Here is a 16,958-nt window from a genome sequence, read left to right as displayed (position 1 = left end):
GCAACGTCCCCCCTTGATTAAGGATAGCGTTGCATCGACCCATTGAACTCACAGCACAGAGCGGACAAGCTCACTGGGCCAAAGGTCTGCTGTGAGCGATGAGCAGACCAACTAATCTAAGCCTACTTGTTTTATTTCATCAGTACGCCCTGAAGCATCGACTGCGTATCCTGCAGGACCGCTAACATTGATGCCTACATAATTGAAAACCGAATCTGGTTTGACATTAATCAAAAAAGATAGATTTAACCTGATGAAAAGAAAAACAATTCTTGTTTTCTGACAAAACACTGGGATAGTAGCGTTGATTATTAGACGATCGGTCAATATTATTTATTGACTACTTTATAGCTCAATGGCATTCAACCAGAAAGACGAGGAAAAAGTGTTTAAATCCTTATTAATCAATAAAATAGATGATCACCACAGTACCCAAATTGCTGAAATCGCTGAAAGCGAGCTGCCACAGGGGGATGTGGAGGTCAATGTCGACTATTCATCTATCAACTACAAAGACGCACTGGCTATTACGGGCCGCGGTCCTATCGTCCGGCACTTTCCAATGGTGCCAGGCATTGATTTTGCCGGTACAGTGTCCGCCAGCTCACATCCTGAATATCAGACTGGGGATAAGGTCTTGCTGACCGGCTGGGGTGTAGGAGAAAAACATTGGGGTGGGCTTTCCGAAAAAGCGCGGGTAAAGGGAGACTGGCTGACGCCGCTCCCGGCTGGCGCAAATAGCAAACATGTAATGGCAATCGGAACAGCTGGTTTTACCGCGATGCTGTGTGTCGACGCATTATTGAATCATGGTATTAAGCCTGAAGATGGCCCGGTACTTGTAACCGGTGCCAGCGGAGGTGTCGGGAGTATTGCGGCCATGATCCTGGCGTCGATGGGTTACCACGTGACCGCGTCTACTGGTCGTCCGGAAGAAGCTGCCTGGCTTTATAAAACGGTCGGTGTAGAGGAGATTATTAATCGCTCCGAGCTTGCCTCCCCTGGAAAACCGTTACAAAAAGAACGCTGGGCTGCCGCCATTGATACAGTCGGTAGCCACACACTCTGCAATGCCTGCGCCGGGGTCCGATATGGCAGTATTGTTGCAGCCTGCGGCATGGCTCAGGGGATGGATTTGATGGGCAATGTGGCTCCGTTTATTCTGCGTGGTGTCACGCTGAAAGGGATTGACAGTGTCATGTTCGCGAAAGAGAAAAGAGCGGCAATCTGGCAACAGGCGGTACAGTATTTGCCAGAGTCCAGAATGGATAGTCTCACTACCGTTTATCCGCTCAGTGACGCCATCACTGTGGCTGAAAAACTTCTGAGTGGCGGAATTCGCGGTCGTGCAGTCATTCAATGTAGCTAATTAGATGGATGCCGAGCTCAGTCTTGGTGTAATAAGTTTTAGGGGCTGCGGCCCCTTTTACTGGTCAGTTGTTGCTTCCTGAGAAGACTGATAGCGTACCGAGGTTTTGAAATAGCTCCAGAAGTCGTACACAGGCTCAGTAGAACAATATAGTTTGGAACGCATTACCGCACCTTCCCAGCCACTCCAGAAAATAGCCGCCAGTTGTGTATTATTCATATTTGAACTTATTTCGCCTGAAGATAACGCGTCGGACAGGCAGGCCGCAACAAGTGCCTGCCAGCTCTCAAGAATATTCTGTAGCACTTTAATAAAGGATTGGGGAAGCCCCGGACTCTCCTGCATCATATTTCCAACCAGGCAGCCGCGGGTAAAATTGTATTTTTTAATCCCCTCACAGGCATCATTGATGAAATTTTCCAGACGTACCATTGGTGTGCAGGATGATTCATGTAGATGTTTTTTGAGTTTATGCTCGAAGAAACTGTCATAGGCATTCAGAACGGTCTGAGCATAATCCTCTTTACTCTTAAAGTAGTAATAAAATGAGCCTTTAGGGACATTGGCATTTTTAACAATGGCATCGACTCCCGTCGCAAGAAAACCATTCTGCGTCAGCAGTTCAAGGCCGCTGCGGATCAGATCATTACGAGTATCTGCATAAGTACTTTCTGTCTTTCGCGGCCTTCCCCGTCCACGATTTTCGCCTGTCATGACTCATCTCCTACATTTTATTAACGCAAAAGAATAAGTGATTTTGCGCGAGAGCTTCAATCAGTTTATCCCCGCAGTGGTAAAGTGTTCGCTTTTGCCGACTGGACAGTGGAAGTGCCTGTCGCTACTGCGCCATCGCTGAACAGTGCAGAATTAGCAACGTCTGCTTTTGGCTGTGAGTTCAATGGGTCGATGCAACGCTATCCTTAATCAAGGGGGGACGTTGCCATGAAACGAAGAACTCGGATTAACTACACGCCAGAGCAGAAGGCAATTATCTGGGACAGATATAAGCAAGGTGATTCTCTACATGATATCGCCAGAATGTTCGACAGATATCATTCTTCCATTATGCCCACTATCCACCAGACAGGCGGCTACCGTCCTCCCGTGCGAAAGCGGCACCGGTTAGCGCTTTCGCTTGATGAAACAAAGCGGGAAGCCGTCGAAGGCGTCAGGTTCTCAGAGCGCGGAGCCAAAATGAAGGATGAGCACCCAGTGCCGCTGTCACGGCAGGAGGTCGTCCTGCTGAAACAGATTAAAGCGCTGACCGGGGATTCTATGTTCGTATTCCCGAGCGCGCATTCTGTGGACAAACCGATGAGCGAAAACACCATCAACAAGGCGCTGCATACTTTCGGTTATGACACCAAAACCGAGGTTTGCGGCCACGGTTTCAGAATGATGGCCTGTAGCGCCTTAAATGAAACTGGGTTGTGGTCACAGGATGCCATTGAAAGGCAGATGAGTCATAAAGAGCACAACAGTGTGCGGGCGGCCTACATCCATAAAGCCCAACACCTAAATAGCTGCGCAGAATAGTAGATCACTTATAGGGAACTCAGCCCGGATTGTGCGATCTGATCAATCGCCAAATCAAAACAAATCACCAACCGGACTGAGCGATGCCGATCATAGCACCAATACCTCGTGACGAACGACGCCTGATGCAGAAAGCTATCCATAAAACACGCGATAAAAATCATGCCCGCAGACTCACGGCCATGCTGATGCTTCATCGGGGTGAACGGATCAGCGATGTTGCCAGAACACTCTGTTGTGCCCGTTCATCCGTTGGGCGCTGGATTGGCTGGTTCACTGTATCAGGTGTTGAAGGCCTGAAATTCTTGCCCGCAGGACGTTCCCGACGCTGGCCTTTTGAGCATATCTGTACCTTGTTACGTGAACTGATAAAACATTCTCCCTGTGATTTTGGTTATCAGCGTTCACGCTGGAGCACCGAATTACTGGCAATAAAAATCAATGAGATAACCGGGTTCCAGTTGCATGCCGGGACTGTGCGTCGCTGGCTGCCCTCTGCCGGACTGGTATGGGGCAGAGCCGCACCAACGTTGTGTATCCGCGATCCTCATAAGGATGAAAAAATGGCTGCAATCCATAAAGCACTGGGCGAATGCAGCGCAGAACACCCGGTTTTTTATGAGGATGAAGTGGATATCCATCTCAACCCCAAAATCGGCGCAGACTGGCAGTTACGCGGGCAGCAAAAACGGGTTGTGACGCCGGGGCAGAACGAAAAATACTATCTGGCCGGAGCATTGCACAGCGGAACGGGCAAAGTCAGCTATGTGGGCGGCAACAGCAAAAGTTCGGTGCTGTTCATCAGCCTGCTGAAGCACCTTAAAGCCACATACCGACGGGCAAAAACCATCACGCTCATCGTGGATAACTATATTATCCATAAAAGCCGTGAAACACAGCGCTGGTTGAAAGCAAATCCCAAATTCAGGGTAATTTACCAACCGGTTTACTCGCCGTGGGTGAACCACGTTGAGCGGTTATGGCAGGCGCTTCATGACACGATAACCCGTAATCACCAGTGCCGCTCAATGTGGCAGTTACTGAAAAAGGTTCGCCATTTTATGGAAACAGCCAGCCCATTCCCCGGAGGGAAACATGGTCTGGCAAAAGTGTAGCGGTATTAGGCGCATCTATTTAGACCTAGGGAGATACGTGCATAGAGATTTCTTCCCTGTGTATGAATTACCTCAGGACGCCTGCTTTGTTATCCGTTATGCTGAACTAGAAAAACTAATTGGATTTTACACAAAAAGTAAAACTTCATTATCTTCGGAAACTCGTATATCCACTCCACTATCCCGCCTATTCTGGCTAGCTTGTAAACACAATGATGCTATCAGCCCACTACTAAGACCCCCCTATAAACTCCTCTCTATTTTTGAACAGTGGGCATCAGATGACGGAATTACAGATCATCTGAGTGCCGAGACACTAAAGAACGCCCTTAAACGCGGGTCCCCTTCTTCACCATCCTCATCCCATTAGTGCCATCCTCAACCGTAACCATACAAAACCCTTAATGAGGGTATCAGTATCCTTGTTAAGGGTGTATCTGCTTTTCCACAGGGTTCCACTGTGCTTTTTTGTGATCTCCGGGTATCCCCGGTTATTTAAGCCACAGGAGGAAAATATGACATCTCACCGATTGTTACGACTCAAACAAGTTGAAGAGAAAACCGGACTAAAACGCTCACAGATATATCTCTACATGAAAGATGGTTCTTTCCCCCGTTCAATAAAAATCGGTCCATCCAGTGTAGCCTGGCTCGAATCTGAAATTGATGATTGGATCAACCTTAAATTAGAAAACCGCTGAAAAAAGTTAAAGAAGTAAAGATTATGAACAATAATCACGACCTGATTTTTTCTTTCATGTCGGTTCAATTCTCTTTATTCCATCTGCTTCATTCTTCCCCAAAAAACACCCTGAGGATGTGACAAGATGATCCCGACCCTGAATTACGTCGTATTAGTCAATGCCCTGCACGCGCTGAAAGAAGGCAACGTTCGCCACTGCGAAGCGCTGGGATTCACTTTCGACGAAATGATTACCCTCAATAAGCTATCGCTTGATGAGCTATTTATTCTCAGCCAGTGGGCAGCACAGCTTGTTACTATCAGCGTCCGTCATGAGGTTTTGCGCTATCTGATTGCCCAAGCCCGTCGGGATGTCCGGCACCAGCGACTGGTTAACCAGGCAATCCGACTGGGTGGTTCAATCGCATTGCTCAGCCAGTATTTTGGTCTCACTGTAAGCACACCCGTTTTAGTTCCACGCACTTTTTGAGATCTGCCATCAGCCGGTATTCCTCCGGCGTCAGGTTATTCAGGGATTCATGTGGAACGCTGACACGATGCAGCCGTCCCCATGCTGCGGCGCCAGACGCCCGGCGCCTGGCCATACTGGCGCTTGAAACTGCGATTGAAGGATTGCTGAGAGTCGAAACCCAGCGCGATGGCCACGTTGAGGATCGGCTCGTCGCTACGGGTTAAGCGCTCAAGCGATTTTTGCAGCTTCCGGGCGCGGATGTATTCGCCGATGGGATGGCCGGTATGTTCTTTGAATATCCGCTGAAGATGCCACTTCGAATAGCCTGCCCGCCGGGAGACCGTGTCAATATCGAGGCGGCTTTCAAGGTTATTATCAATCCAGTCAAGTAAATCGTGTACAAAAGCGCCAGTGTTCATATCGGGTTCCCCTGGGCTGTTAATAAAAGTATCTTTATCTATTGCATTTAAAAGTGACCTGCTTTGGCATAAATTGCAAGTTTTATTGTTACATTAAATCCCCTGCCTGAAATGTGTCTTTTTCGCTCAACGGAAACAGCACATAAAGTGCAACAATTATTCTTGCACTTAGTTAAGCGCCTTCCTACAATCGCCGCAATAGTGTATTCGCAACTGTTACAGTTTTGTGGCGATGAACGGCACAAATGGCCTTAAGCCAGCCCGGACACAGGAAGTTGCGCAGCGTCCTTCGCTGCGTCTTGCCCGGCGGCAACAATTACCGGAATAAAAATAATGAGCCTGAAAAAAACCTGGGTTAACTTTTATCTGCGCGGACTGGGGAGCGCAGTCATCGCCATGCTGCTTGCCAGCTGCGATAACAGCGCGGCGCAAAACGCCGCACCGCAAGCCCCTGCCGTCAGCGCCGCTGACGTAGTGGTGAAATCCATCAGCCAGTGGGACAGCTTTAACGGCCGAATTGAAGCGGTAGAAAGCGTTCAGCTCCGCCCACGCGTCTCCGGCTACATTGAAAAAGTGAACTACACCGACGGCCAGGAAGTGAAAAAGGGCGAGGTACTATTCACTATCGATGACAGAACCTATCGCGCCGCCCTCAAGCAGGCGCAGGCAACGCTGGCAAGAGCCAAAACACAGGCCAGCCTGGCGCGCAGCGAGGCCAGCCGTACCGACAAATTAATCAACAGCAACGTAGTATCCCGTGAAGAGTGGGAGCAGCGTCGTTCGGCCGCAACCCAGGCGCAAGCCGACATCCAGGCCGCGCAGGCAGCCGTTGATGCCGCTCAGCTTAACCTTGACTTCACCAAAGTGACCGCCCCTATCGATGGCCGCGCCAGCCGCGCGCTGATCACCAGCGGTAACCTGGTGACCGCGGGTGACAGCGCCAGCGTGCTGACAACGGTGGTCTCGCAGAAGACGGTCTACGTCTATTTTGATGTCGACGAATCAACCTATCTTCACTATCAAAACCTCGCCCGCAGCGGCCAGGGGGCGGCCAGCAATCATCTTGCGCTGCCGGTTGAGATAGGTCTCGTTGGTGAGGACGGCTACCCCCATCAGGGAAAAGTGGATTTCCTCGATAATCAGCTAACGCCGAGCACCGGCACTATCCGTATGCGCGCGCTGCTGGATAACAGCCAGCGTCAGTTCATACCGGGCCTGTTTGCCCGCGTGCGCCTGCCGGGCAGCGCCGAATTCCAGGCCACGCTGATCGACGACAAAGCGGTACTGACCGATCAGGACCGCAAATACGTCTATATCGTTGATAAAGAGGGTAAAGCGCAGCGCCGCGATATCAAGCCGGGTCGCCTGGCCGCCGGTTTACGCATCGTCCAGCAGGGGCTGAATCCTGGCGATAAAGTCATCGTCGAAGGATTACAAAAAGTGTTTATGCCCGGAATGCCGGTTAACGCGAAAACCGTGGCGATGACCGCCAGCACTACCCTCAACTGATCCCTTGACCTGAGAATCCGACGCATGGACTTTTCCCGCTTTTTTATCGACAGGCCCATTTTCGCCGCGGTGCTGTCGATTTTGATTTTTATTACCGGGCTCATCGCCATCCCGCTGCTGCCGGTCAGCGAATACCCTGACGTCGTACCGCCGAGTGTACAGGTACGCGCGGAGTATCCGGGTGCCAACCCGAAAGTAATCGCCGAGACCGTGGCGACGCCGCTGGAAGAAGCGATCAACGGCGTTGAAAACATGATGTACATGAAGTCCGTCGCCGGCTCCGACGGCGTGCTGGTTACCACCGTCACCTTCCGCCCGGGCACCGACCCCGATCAGGCGCAGGTTCAGGTACAAAACCGGGTATCGCAGGCCGAAGCGCGTCTGCCGGAAGACGTACGCCGACTGGGGATTACCACCCAGAAACAGTCGCCGACGCTCACCCTGGTGGTGCATCTGTTTTCGCCCAACGGTAAATACGATTCGCTGTATATGCGTAACTACGCCACCTTAAAAGTGAAGGATGAACTGGCGCGCCTGCCCGGCGTCGGCCAAATCCAGATTTTTGGCGCCGGCGAATACGCCATGCGAATCTGGCTGGATCCGAATAAGGTCGCCGCACGTGGCTTGACCGCCTCCGATGTAGTGGCGGCGATGCAGGAGCAAAACGTGCAGGTCTCCGCCGGGCAGCTTGGCGCCGAGCCGCTGCCAAAAGAGAGCGACTTCCTGATCTCGATTAACGCCCAGGGCCGCCTGCACACGGAAGAAGAGTTCGGCAATATCATTCTCAAAACGGCCCAGGATGGTTCGCTGGTCCGTCTGCGCGACGTGGCGCGCATCGAAATGGGGTCGGGCAGCTACGCGCTGCGTTCCCAGCTTAACAATAAAGATGCGGTCGGGATCGGTATCTTCCAGTCGCCGGGGGCCAACGCCATTGATTTGTCGAATGCGGTACGCGCCAAAATGGACGAACTGTCCACGCGTTTCCCGGAAGATATGAAGTGGGCCGCCCCTTACGACCCCACCGTTTTTGTGCGCGACTCCATTCGCGCGGTGGTGCAAACCCTGCTCGAAGCGGTAGTGCTGGTAGTACTGGTGGTGATCCTGTTCCTGCAAACCTGGCGCGCATCGATTATTCCACTGATTGCCGTACCGGTCTCGGTGGTGGGGACGTTCGGTATTCTCTACCTGCTTGGCTTCTCGCTTAACACTCTGAGCCTGTTCGGCCTGGTCCTCGCCATTGGGATCGTGGTGGACGACGCGATTGTGGTGGTGGAAAACGTCGAGCGCAATATCGAGGAGGGGCTCTCCCCTCTGCAGGCGGCGCACCAGGCCATGCGTGAAGTGTCCGGGCCGATTATCGCTATCGCCCTGGTGCTGTGCGCAGTATTCGTGCCGATGGCCTTCCTCTCCGGCGTAACCGGGCAGTTCTATAAACAGTTTGCGGTGACGATCGCGATTTCGACGGTGATCTCGGCCATCAACTCGCTGACCCTCTCTCCGGCGCTGGCGGCCCTGTTGCTGAAGCCGCACGGCGCGCCGAGAGACCTCCCGACCCGGCTTATCGATCGCCTGTTCGGCTGGCTGTTCCGTCCGTTCAACCGCTTCTTCCATCGCAGCTCGCACGGTTACCAGGGGCTGGTTGGCAAAACGCTCGGACGACGTGGCGCCGTGTTTATGGTTTATGTGCTGCTGCTCGGCGCTGCCGGAGTGATGTTTAAAGCCGTGCCGGGCGGGTTTATTCCCACCCAGGATAAGCTCTACCTGATAGGCGGCGTGAAAATGCCGGAAGGTTCTTCGCTGGCCCGCACCGACGCGGTCATCCGTAAGATGAGCGAAATCGGGATGAACACTGAAGGCGTGGATTATGCGGTGGCGTTTCCAGGGCTTAACGCGCTGCAATTCACCAATACGCCGAACACCGGCACGGTATTTTTTGGCCTGAAGCCGTTCGATCAGCGTAAACATTCCGCGGCGGAAATTAACGCCGAGATCAATGCCAAAATCGCGCAAATCCAGCAAGGCTTTGGCTTCTCTATCCTGCCGCCGCCGATTCTCGGCCTCGGCCAGGGTTCCGGTTACTCGCTGTATATTCAGGATCGAGGGGGCTTAGGCTATGGCGCGCTGCAAACGGCGGTGAATACCCTGTCCGGAGCGATCATGCAGACACCGGGGATGCATTTCCCTATTTCAGCCTATCAGGCAAACGTACCGCAGCTGGATGTGCAGGTCGATCGCGACAAGGCGAAAGCGCAGGGCGTCTCGCTGACCGATCTGTTCGGTACGCTGCAAACCTACCTGGGCTCTTCCTATGTGAACGACTTTAACCAGTTCGGCCGAACCTGGCGCGTCATGGCGCAGGCCGACGGGCCGTTCCGCGACAGCGTGGAGGATATTGCTAATCTGCGCACCCGGAATAACCAGGGTGAAATGGTGCCAATCGGCAGTATGGTCAATATCAGCACGACCTACGGGCCGGATCCGGTGATCCGCTACAACGGCTATCCGGCGGCGGATCTGATCGGCGACGCCGATCCTCGGGTGCTCTCTTCCGCTCAGGCGATGAGCAAACTGGCCGCCATGTCCGGCCAACTGTTGCCGAACGGCATGAACATCGAATGGACGGATCTGAGCTTCCAGCAGGCCACCCAGGGCAACACCGCGCTGATTGTCTTCCCGGTGGCGGTGCTGCTGGCGTTCCTGGTGCTGGCGGCGCTGTATGAAAGCTGGACGCTGCCGCTGGCGGTGATCCTCATCGTTCCGATGACGCTGCTCTCCGCCCTGTTTGGCGTCTGGCTCACCGGCGGCGACAACAACGTCTTCGTACAGGTTGGACTGGTGGTGTTGATGGGGTTGGCCTGTAAAAACGCCATCCTGATCGTCGAGTTTGCTCGCGAGCTGGAAATTCAGGGGAAAGGGATCATGGAAGCGGCGCTGGAAGCCTGTCATCTGCGTCTGCGTCCGATCGTGATGACCTCCATCGCCTTTATTGCCGGGACGATCCCGCTGATCCTCGGCCACGGCGCGGGCGCGGAAGTGCGCGGCGTCACCGGGATTACGGTGTTCTCCGGGATGCTGGGCGTGACGCTGTTTGGTCTGTTCCTGACGCCGGTGTTCTACGTCACGCTGCGTAAGCTGGTCACCCGCGGCAAACCGGCACCAGAAGCGCTGCCTGAATAGGCAGCTGCCGACAACAAAAAACCGCCTTCTTTTGAAGGCGGAAACGAATGACAAACCGCTTTTAAACATTGTGCCCGCGTTTTGCCGGGTGGCGGCTGACGCCTGACCCGGCCTACAAAACCCACACTATCAAGCAATAACACAAGCTCTGTTGGCCAACAAAACCCGTACCATCAAGCGATAACACAGTCTCTGTTGGCCAACAAAACCCGTACCATCAAGCGATAACACAGTCTCTGTTGGCCAACAAAACCCACACTATCAAGCAATAACACAAGCTCTGTTGGCCAACAAAACCCGTACCATCAAGCGATAACACAGTCTCTGTTGGCCAACAAAACCCGTACCATCAAGCGATAACACAGTCTCTGTTGGCCAACCCGCACTACCAAGGATGGCACAATCTCTGTAGGCCCTACAAAACCCACGCGACCAAGGATGGCACAGTCTCTGTAGGCCCGCGCAAGCGAAGCGCCGCCGGGCAATGCAAGACGCTCGCGCTTTGCCAACAGCCTGCGCCTTCGGTATGAAGATGGGAATTGGGGGCAAAGCGGTTTTGAACATCGCACTCGCGTTTTGCCGGGTGGCGGCTGACGCCTGACCCGGCCTACAAAACCCACACTATCAAGCAATAACACAAGCTCTGTTGGCCAACAAAACCCTCGCTACCAAGGATGGCACAATCTCTGTAGGCCCGCGCAAGCGAAGCGCCGCCGGGCAATATAAGACACTCGCGTTTATTAACAAGCTACGCCTTCTGAGTGAAGGCGTTTTTTTACGCTGACGGCAGGATTAATGCGCTTTTTTCAGGGTATCCAGTTCCGGTAGCAGATCGCAGCCGCTGGTATCGCCTTTTTTGACCTTTTCCAGCGCGCTTGCCACGGTATGGCGGGCTAATACATCCAGAGAAGCCTGCTCTGCTTCGTCGGCGATAGACTTGAAGTACCAGCAGGCGTTGGCGCTGACCACGCAGCGGGCCGGCACATCGGGCCGCGATGCCCACAGCTTTTTATCTTCAATCACCGACACGTAGATATCGCGCAGGGTGATACTCTCCGCCGGGCGACCAAGGTGAATGGAACCGTTACGTCCCAGCGTGGAGACAATAATACCGTCACGGGTGAGCGGCACCATTAATTTGCGGATAAAGCTCGGATTGGCTTCCAGGCCGTAGGCCAGAATCGCACTCGTCGAACGTTGACCCAACTGCTCCGCCATCGCTACGCTGAGAACCATCTGCAAAGCTGTCGGGAAGCGATAATCTAACATTTTATCTTCCTGGGTTACGGTGAATCTTGTTCTTTTTGGCACCGCAGAGGTGAATAAGCAATGAACAACAATATAACAAATACGGTCATTTTTTTGAAGCAATCTACGCACGACCCGTTGCCTAAAAGACACTTTCCGCACCACACCTGTCGCCAGCCAGGGTATTTAACCGCCCACGTTTATCGCTACAGACGATCCCAGTCCGGCAGCTTGTTGGCGCGCTTACGCCAGGCATGAAACAGCGCCATAAAAAAGCCGAATAAGACCCCGGCGGTCGCGCTGGCGAACAGCGCGCCTGAGGCGCTATAGCCTTCACTTTGCCAGGTGCTGAACCACATAAAAACGCCCCATAAAGGGCCAAACCAGACGGCGAAAAACAGCATATTGAGCCAGAACGGGGCAAACGGCGGCGGCGGCATTTTACCTCCGGCTTTCCAGAAAAGACGCAGCAGCGGAGGCGCATAGTTGCTCCGCCACATCTTTTTCTCTTCCATCAGCGCAAGCGCTTTTTTCTTCTTCTCTTCAAATGCCATCGTTCCGCGCCTGCCTCTGGAGATCAATACTGCCCGTTAAGCGTGCTCAATATTCAGCCACAAGCGCGGAAAAACGGCAATACTCAACATTTGCCGCGCTGCGCTCCGGGGGCGCCAGACTCCCCCCTCAATAGTTCCACTTCGGCCTGGCCACCGTATTCTTCTTCAGCAAATTGCGAAACTCTTTCAGATATGGCTCGTTACTGCGCCCGCGTTTGCAGATCGCCGAAAACGGCGACTGAAAGCCAAATTCATTAGGCAGTAACACCCGCAGCCGGTTCTCTTTGATCCACGGCCAGGCGTAATGCTCAGGGAGATAGCCGATATATTTCCCTGAGAGAATCAGCAGCAGCTGCGCATCGACGGTTTCCACGGTGGCGCTGCCTTTATTGAAACCGCGCCGACGCAGATCGCTGGTATTCCAGTAGCTGCGGGTCACCAGCGGACACTGGCTGATGTGCTCTTTATCGAGCTGGCGGCTGAAAAACATCGGATGAAGATCGCTGCAGTAGAGCCAGTGCTGCTCGCGATAGAGCGGCTCGCTGATAATGTTATGCACCTGGGAGTTGTAGCTGCCGATCGCCAAATCGATATGGTTGTTCAGCACGCCGTTCAGCTGCTCCGCCGGGGTGCGGATAATCAGCTTGATATGCACATGGGGGAACTTATCGCTGAAGCTACGCAGGACCACCGGCAGCGACAGCGCGGTTTCAGTTTCAATCGAGTCCAGCGTTGAGATACAAATCGTGCCGCTGTGCTCGCCTTTCAGCAGCGCCGACTGGCGCTCCAGCTCGTTCAGCTCGCTCAGCACCCGAATCGCCTGCTGTAAAAACTGCTGCCCTTTCTCGGTCAGCGCAAAGCCGCCGCGCCCGCGCTGGCACAGGCTGAACCCCAGTTGCCCTTCCAGCTGAGACATCGCGTTGCTGATTGCCGATACCGAAATACCCAGCTCCTGCTGGGCTCGGTTATAGCTTTCCAGGCGTGCCACCGCCTCAAAAACCTGCAGCTGTCGAATGTTGAGACTGCCGTCGTTGAGCATGATTAGTTCACCAATAAATGAACTAAGTATTTACGCCAGACGATGTAAAGTCCAGCTCATCTTTCGCACTATCTCCCTGTCGAGTATTAGTGTGTCAGATTCAGGAGCTGCAATGGATAACGTCTTTCATCAACCGCAGGGTGGCAACGAGATGCCACGTTTTGGCGGCCGCGCAACGATGATGCGCCTGCCATTTATTGAAAATTTACAGGGACTTGATGCGGCATTCGTCGGCATCCCGTTAGACATCGGTACTTCTCAGCGATCCGGCACCCGCTACGGGCCGCGCTATATCCGCGCCGAATCGGTGATGATTCGCCCCTATAACATGGCAACCGGGGCGGCACCTTTCGAATCGCTGTCGGTGGCCGACATTGGCGACGTACCGATAAATACCTACAACCTGCTCAAATCGGTGCAGATTATCGAGGATTACTACACCGATTTGAATAGTTTCCCGCTAATCCCGCTGACCCTAGGCGGAGATCACACCATCACCCTGCCGATCCTGCGCGCCCTGACTAAAAAACATGGTCCGGTTGGCCTGATTCATGTCGATGCGCATACCGATACCAATGATGAAATGTTCGGGGAAAAAATCGCCCACGGCACCACCTTCCGCCGCGCCGTAGAAGAGGGTCTGCTGGATCTCAAACGGGTAGTGCAGATTGGTCAGCGTGCCCAGGGTTACGCCGCCGGCGACTTCCAGTGGGGCGTTGACCAGGGTTTTCGTCTGGTACAGGCGGAGCAGTGCTGGCACAAGTCTCTCGCCCCGCTGATGGCTGAAGTCCGCCAGCAGATGGGCAATGGCCCGGTCTATCTCAGCTTCGATATCGACAGCCTCGACCCTATCTGGGCGCCCGGTACCGGCACGCCAGAAGTTGGCGGCCTGACATCTATTCAGGCGCTGGAAATCGTCCGCGGCTGCCGCGGCCTGAACCTGATTGGCTGCGATCTGGTCGAGGTCTCACCGCCTTATGACATCAGCGGCAACACCTCCCAGTTGGCGGCAAACCTGCTGTACGAAATGCTCTGCGTCCTGCCCGGCGTGAAATATCCATAGGGGATTCGGCTCATGCAACTCACGATTTTTCGTACGCTTTGGGGCGTCACCACCCCGTGGCAGCAAACGGTCAGCGAGCTGAAAAGCGTCGGCTGCGGCGGCATCGAAGCGCGCGTACCGCTGACCCCGGAAGAGCAGCAGACGCTGGCCCGACGCCTGCAGGAATCTGCGCTGGAGTATATCGCTATCGTGTTCAGCGGCGGCGGCGTGATCCCAGCTCAGGCCGACACGCCCCGGCAGCATCTTGAACGCCTGAAAGGTCGTTTTGATGACGCCAAAGCGCTGAACCCGCGCTTCGTTAATCTGCTGGCCGGTAACGACCGCTGGCCGCTGGCGCAGCAGGTGGATTTCCTCGGCAAGGCCCACGAACTGGCGGCGACCTATGAGCTGACCTGCAGCTTTGAGACCCATCGCGCCACCTCGCTGTATAGCCCGTGGCTGACTCTCGAGATTATCCAGCAGCTGCCGCAGTTGCGGTTTACCGCCGACATCAGCCACTGGCTTGTGGTGAGCGAGCGTCTGCTGGATGACCCCTGCGATGATTTCAGCGCGTTTATCGACCGCGTACACCACATTCAGGCCCGCGCCGGTTACGACCAGGGGCCACAGGTGCCCCATCCGGCGGCCCCGGAATATCAGGCTGCGCTGCAGTTTCAGCAGCGTTTCTGGCAGCAAATCTGGCACTCGCAGCGCCGACGCGGGTATCAGCACACCACGCTGACGCCCGAGTTCGGCCCCGACGGCTATCTGCATCATCTGCCGTTCACCAACGTCCCGGTGGCCGACCTGTGGTCGCTGAATGCGTGGATGGCTACACATGAACAGCAGCATTTTGCCGAGTTTTTATCGTTAACCGAAAAGGAACTGCAGAAATGAGCGTTGCGAAAAGTTCTTTCACTGAATTACCGACCATCGATATTGGCGACCTGACCAGCAGCAGTCTGGCAAAGCGCCAGGCCGTCGCTGATGCGATTGGCAAAGCGGCGCGCGAAGTCGGCTTTTTCTATATCACCGGTCACGGTATTGCCCCTGAACTGATCGCTGGCATCCGCGCGGCGGCCAAAACGCTCTTCGCCCTGCCGATGGAACAAAAGATGCAGTACTACATTGGCCATTCGCGCAGCCATAAAGGCTACGTCCCCGAAGGCGAAGAGATTTACGGCTCCGGCAAACCGGACCATAAAGAGGCGTTCGATATTGGTTTCCAGGCGGCGGACGACCATCCGTTTGTGCTGGCCGGCACGCCGCTGATTGGTGCCAACGAGTGGCCGGAACTGGCGGAATTTCAATCCCGGGTACTGGCCTACTATGACGCGGTTTTCGCCCTCGGCCATCGCCTGTTTGACGCCTTCGCCCTCGCCCTTGGCCTGCCGGAAGGATATTTCAAGGCGCTGGTGACCTGCCCGCCGTCCAAGCTGCGCCTGATTCACTACCCCTTTGATGCCAGCGCCGAGGATGTTCCCGGTATTGGTGCACACACCGATTACGAGTGCTTCACCCTGCTGCTCGCCGACCAGCCGGGCCTGGAAGTGCTGAACGAAGAAAGCGTCTGGATCGATGCGCCGCCGGTGAAGAGCGCCGCCGGTGAAGAGGCTTTCGTGATCAATATCGGCGACATGCTGGAAGTATTAAGCGCTGGCACATTTGTTGCTACAGCCCACCGTGTTCGCAAGGTACCGCAGGAACGCTACTCCTTCCCGCTGTTTTTCGCCTGCGATTACCACACGCTGATCCGGCCGTTGCCCAATTTTTTAGCCGCCGGGGAAGCCAGCGACTACCAGGAATTAAGCATTGGCGAGCATATGTGGAGCCAGGCGCTGCAAACCTATCGCTACCTGCGTGAGAAAGTCACCCGCGGCGAACTACAGCTTCCGGAGCGCGCCCGCGGCACCCACACCTTTGGTCACCTGAAGAAACAAGCACAGCAAAAAACCGTTAATAACCCGTGAGGATACATGATGAAAAAAAACCTTAAGACGCTCTCGCGCCGTGTGGCTTTGGGCATCGCCGTCGCCGCTTGCTTTTCTCCGCTGACCCAGGCAGCTGAACTGCTGACCGATGGCGTCTTCAAAGTCGGCATGGAGGTCACCTATCCGCCGTTTGAATCCTATGACAGCAACAACAACATCGTTGGCCTCGATCCGGAGTTTGCCGCGCTGATTGCCGAACAGCTAAAAGCGAAGCCGCAGCTGATCGACACCAAATTCACCAGTCTGATTTTAGGCATCGGCAAGAAATATGACGCGGTGATATCCGGCATGTACGTCACGCCGGAGCGCCTGAAACAGGCCGATGCGATCCCTTACGCCCTGTCCGGCGCGTCGATCATTGCCCTCAAGAGCAGCACGATTCAACCCAAAACGGAAGACGAGCTCTGCGGCGTCAAGGTGGGACTGCAACAGGGCACCGCCTGGGTCGCCAGCCTGAAAAATCACTCCGATGAATATTGCCTGAAGAACGGCAAGCCGGCGATCGGCATTCAGGAGTTCCCGACGGCGCCGGAAGCCTCGCAGGCCCTGCTATCGAAAAACATTAACGCGCAGTTAGAAATCGCCCCGGCGGCGCAAATCATTGTCGATAAGAGTCGTGGTCGCCTGGCTATCAGCTCCACGCGGCTGGTCTACCCGTTGCCGCTGGGTATTTATATTGCGAAAGGAAATAACGAACTGGCGGCCGCCATTAAATCAACATTAGCCACCTTAAAAGCCAATGGAAAATATGACGCCATTATCAAGAAATACAATTTAGGGCGCATCGATTAAATACAATAAAGCA

General features: G+C 54.4%; 14 protein-coding genes and 5 pseudogenes. 13 read left to right on the top strand and 6 right to left on the bottom strand.

Translation table 11 applies throughout. From position 1 onward, the window contains the following. Window positions 1-385 precede the first annotated feature (385 nt). Window positions 386-1,369: an MDR family oxidoreductase gene (locus CWM52_RS20975; protein ID WP_100685857.1), complete on the top strand. Its 984-nt coding sequence runs from the start codon at window positions 386-388 to the stop codon at window positions 1,367-1,369. A gap of 57 nt (window positions 1,370-1,426) precedes the next feature. On the opposite strand, the gene CWM52_RS20970 is transcribed toward CWM52_RS20975, so the two are convergent. Then, window positions 1,427-2,083, bottom strand: coding sequence for a TetR/AcrR family transcriptional regulator (locus CWM52_RS20970; protein WP_016244032.1), 657 nt, complete (start codon window positions 2,081-2,083; stop codon window positions 1,427-1,429). Window positions 2,084-2,311: 228 nt separating this feature from the next. Here CWM52_RS20970 and CWM52_RS20965 point away from each other — a divergent pair. The 6 genes and pseudogenes from CWM52_RS20965 to CWM52_RS20940 all read left to right on the top strand — a co-directional run. Next, window positions 2,312-2,516: pseudogene (locus tag CWM52_RS20965) on the top strand (IS30 family transposase); the annotation flags it as partial. Further along, a pseudogene (locus tag CWM52_RS20960) lies at window positions 2,516-2,902 on the top strand (tyrosine-type recombinase/integrase); the annotation flags it as partial. The pseudogenes CWM52_RS20965 and CWM52_RS20960, both read left to right, overlap by 1 nt. An 86-nt stretch (window positions 2,903-2,988) precedes the next feature. Beyond that, on the top strand, window positions 2,989-4,020 hold the full coding sequence (locus CWM52_RS20955; RefSeq protein WP_100685855.1) for an IS630 family transposase: 1,032 nt from the start codon (window positions 2,989-2,991) through the stop codon (window positions 4,018-4,020). A 37-nt stretch (window positions 4,021-4,057) separates the two neighbouring features. Beyond that, window positions 4,058-4,390: pseudogene (locus tag CWM52_RS20950) on the top strand (hypothetical protein); the annotation flags it as partial. A gap of 145 nt (window positions 4,391-4,535) precedes the next feature. After that, window positions 4,536-4,721, top strand: a complete 186-nt coding sequence (locus CWM52_RS20945) for an AlpA family transcriptional regulator (RefSeq protein ID WP_100685854.1) — start codon at window positions 4,536-4,538, stop codon at window positions 4,719-4,721. 126 nt (window positions 4,722-4,847) lie between these two features. Then, window positions 4,848-5,156: pseudogene (locus CWM52_RS20940) on the top strand (STY4526/YPO1902 family pathogenicity island replication protein); the annotation flags it as partial. A 15-nt stretch (window positions 5,157-5,171) separates the two neighbouring features. On the opposite strand, the pseudogene CWM52_RS27180 reads toward CWM52_RS20940, so the two are convergent. Together CWM52_RS27180 and CWM52_RS20935 are read right to left on the bottom strand one after the other, a co-directional pair. Continuing rightward, window positions 5,172-5,247: pseudogene (locus tag CWM52_RS27180) on the bottom strand (integrase); the annotation flags it as partial. After that, window positions 5,240-5,593: a helix-turn-helix domain-containing protein gene (locus CWM52_RS20935; protein ID WP_100685852.1), complete on the bottom strand. Its 354-nt coding sequence runs from the start codon at window positions 5,591-5,593 to the stop codon at window positions 5,240-5,242. The pseudogene CWM52_RS27180 and the gene CWM52_RS20935, both read right to left, overlap by 8 nt. Window positions 5,594-5,926: 333 nt before the next feature. Here CWM52_RS20935 and CWM52_RS20930 point away from each other — a divergent pair, with 333 nt between their 5' ends. Together CWM52_RS20930 and oqxB are read left to right on the top strand one after the other, a co-directional pair. Continuing rightward, window positions 5,927-7,102: an efflux RND transporter periplasmic adaptor subunit gene (locus tag CWM52_RS20930; protein ID WP_100685851.1), complete on the top strand. Its 1,176-nt coding sequence runs from the start codon at window positions 5,927-5,929 to the stop codon at window positions 7,100-7,102. A 24-nt stretch (window positions 7,103-7,126) separates the two neighbouring features. After that, window positions 7,127-10,279, top strand: coding sequence for a multidrug efflux RND transporter permease subunit OqxB (gene oqxB / locus CWM52_RS20925; RefSeq protein WP_100685850.1), 3,153 nt, complete (start codon window positions 7,127-7,129; stop codon window positions 10,277-10,279). A gap of 792 nt (window positions 10,280-11,071) precedes the next feature. On the opposite strand, the gene CWM52_RS20920 is transcribed toward oqxB, so the two are convergent. From CWM52_RS20920 to CWM52_RS20910, 3 genes are all read right to left on the bottom strand, one after another. After that, window positions 11,072-11,548 (bottom strand): RrF2 family transcriptional regulator, encoded by a 477-nt coding sequence (locus tag CWM52_RS20920; RefSeq protein WP_100685849.1) that lies wholly within the window; start codon window positions 11,546-11,548, stop codon window positions 11,072-11,074. A 185-nt stretch (window positions 11,549-11,733) separates the two neighbouring features. After that, entirely contained in the window at window positions 11,734-12,081 is a 348-nt protein-coding gene (locus tag CWM52_RS20915) for a DUF6404 family protein (protein ID WP_100685848.1), read from the bottom strand. A gap of 127 nt (window positions 12,082-12,208) precedes the next feature. Continuing rightward, window positions 12,209-13,120 (bottom strand): LysR family transcriptional regulator, encoded by a 912-nt coding sequence (locus CWM52_RS20910; RefSeq protein WP_100685847.1) that lies wholly within the window; start codon window positions 13,118-13,120, stop codon window positions 12,209-12,211. Between the two features lie 112 nt (window positions 13,121-13,232). Between CWM52_RS20910 and speB the strand changes: the two genes are divergently transcribed. The 4 genes from speB to CWM52_RS20890 are packed head-to-tail and all read left to right on the top strand — an operon-like array spanning window position 13,233 to window position 16,945. Further along, the gene (speB, locus tag CWM52_RS20905) at window positions 13,233-14,183 is read left to right on the top strand and encodes an agmatinase (RefSeq protein WP_100685846.1); all 951 of its coding nucleotides are present in this window, start codon (window positions 13,233-13,235) and stop codon (window positions 14,181-14,183) included. A gap of 12 nt (window positions 14,184-14,195) precedes the next feature. Beyond that, on the top strand, window positions 14,196-15,059 hold the full coding sequence (locus CWM52_RS20900) for a sugar phosphate isomerase/epimerase family protein (protein WP_100685845.1): 864 nt from the start codon (window positions 14,196-14,198) through the stop codon (window positions 15,057-15,059). Next, complete coding sequence (locus tag CWM52_RS20895) at window positions 15,056-16,132, top strand: isopenicillin N synthase family dioxygenase (protein WP_100685844.1); 1,077 nt, start codon at window positions 15,056-15,058, stop codon at window positions 16,130-16,132. The genes CWM52_RS20900 and CWM52_RS20895 overlap by 4 nt, the downstream gene beginning before the upstream one ends. A 9-nt stretch (window positions 16,133-16,141) precedes the next feature. After that, window positions 16,142-16,945 (top strand): ABC transporter substrate-binding protein, encoded by an 804-nt coding sequence (locus tag CWM52_RS20890; protein WP_100685843.1) that lies wholly within the window; start codon window positions 16,142-16,144, stop codon window positions 16,943-16,945. Window positions 16,946-16,958 lie beyond the last annotated feature (13 nt).

Source organism: Raoultella sp. T31 (genome assembly GCF_002806725.1).
In the GTDB taxonomy this organism is placed as follows: domain Bacteria; phylum Pseudomonadota; class Gammaproteobacteria; order Enterobacterales; family Enterobacteriaceae; genus Klebsiella; species Klebsiella electrica.
Note: the sequence above shows the minus strand (reverse complement) of the source record. Positions and strands in the feature narration are given on the sequence as shown.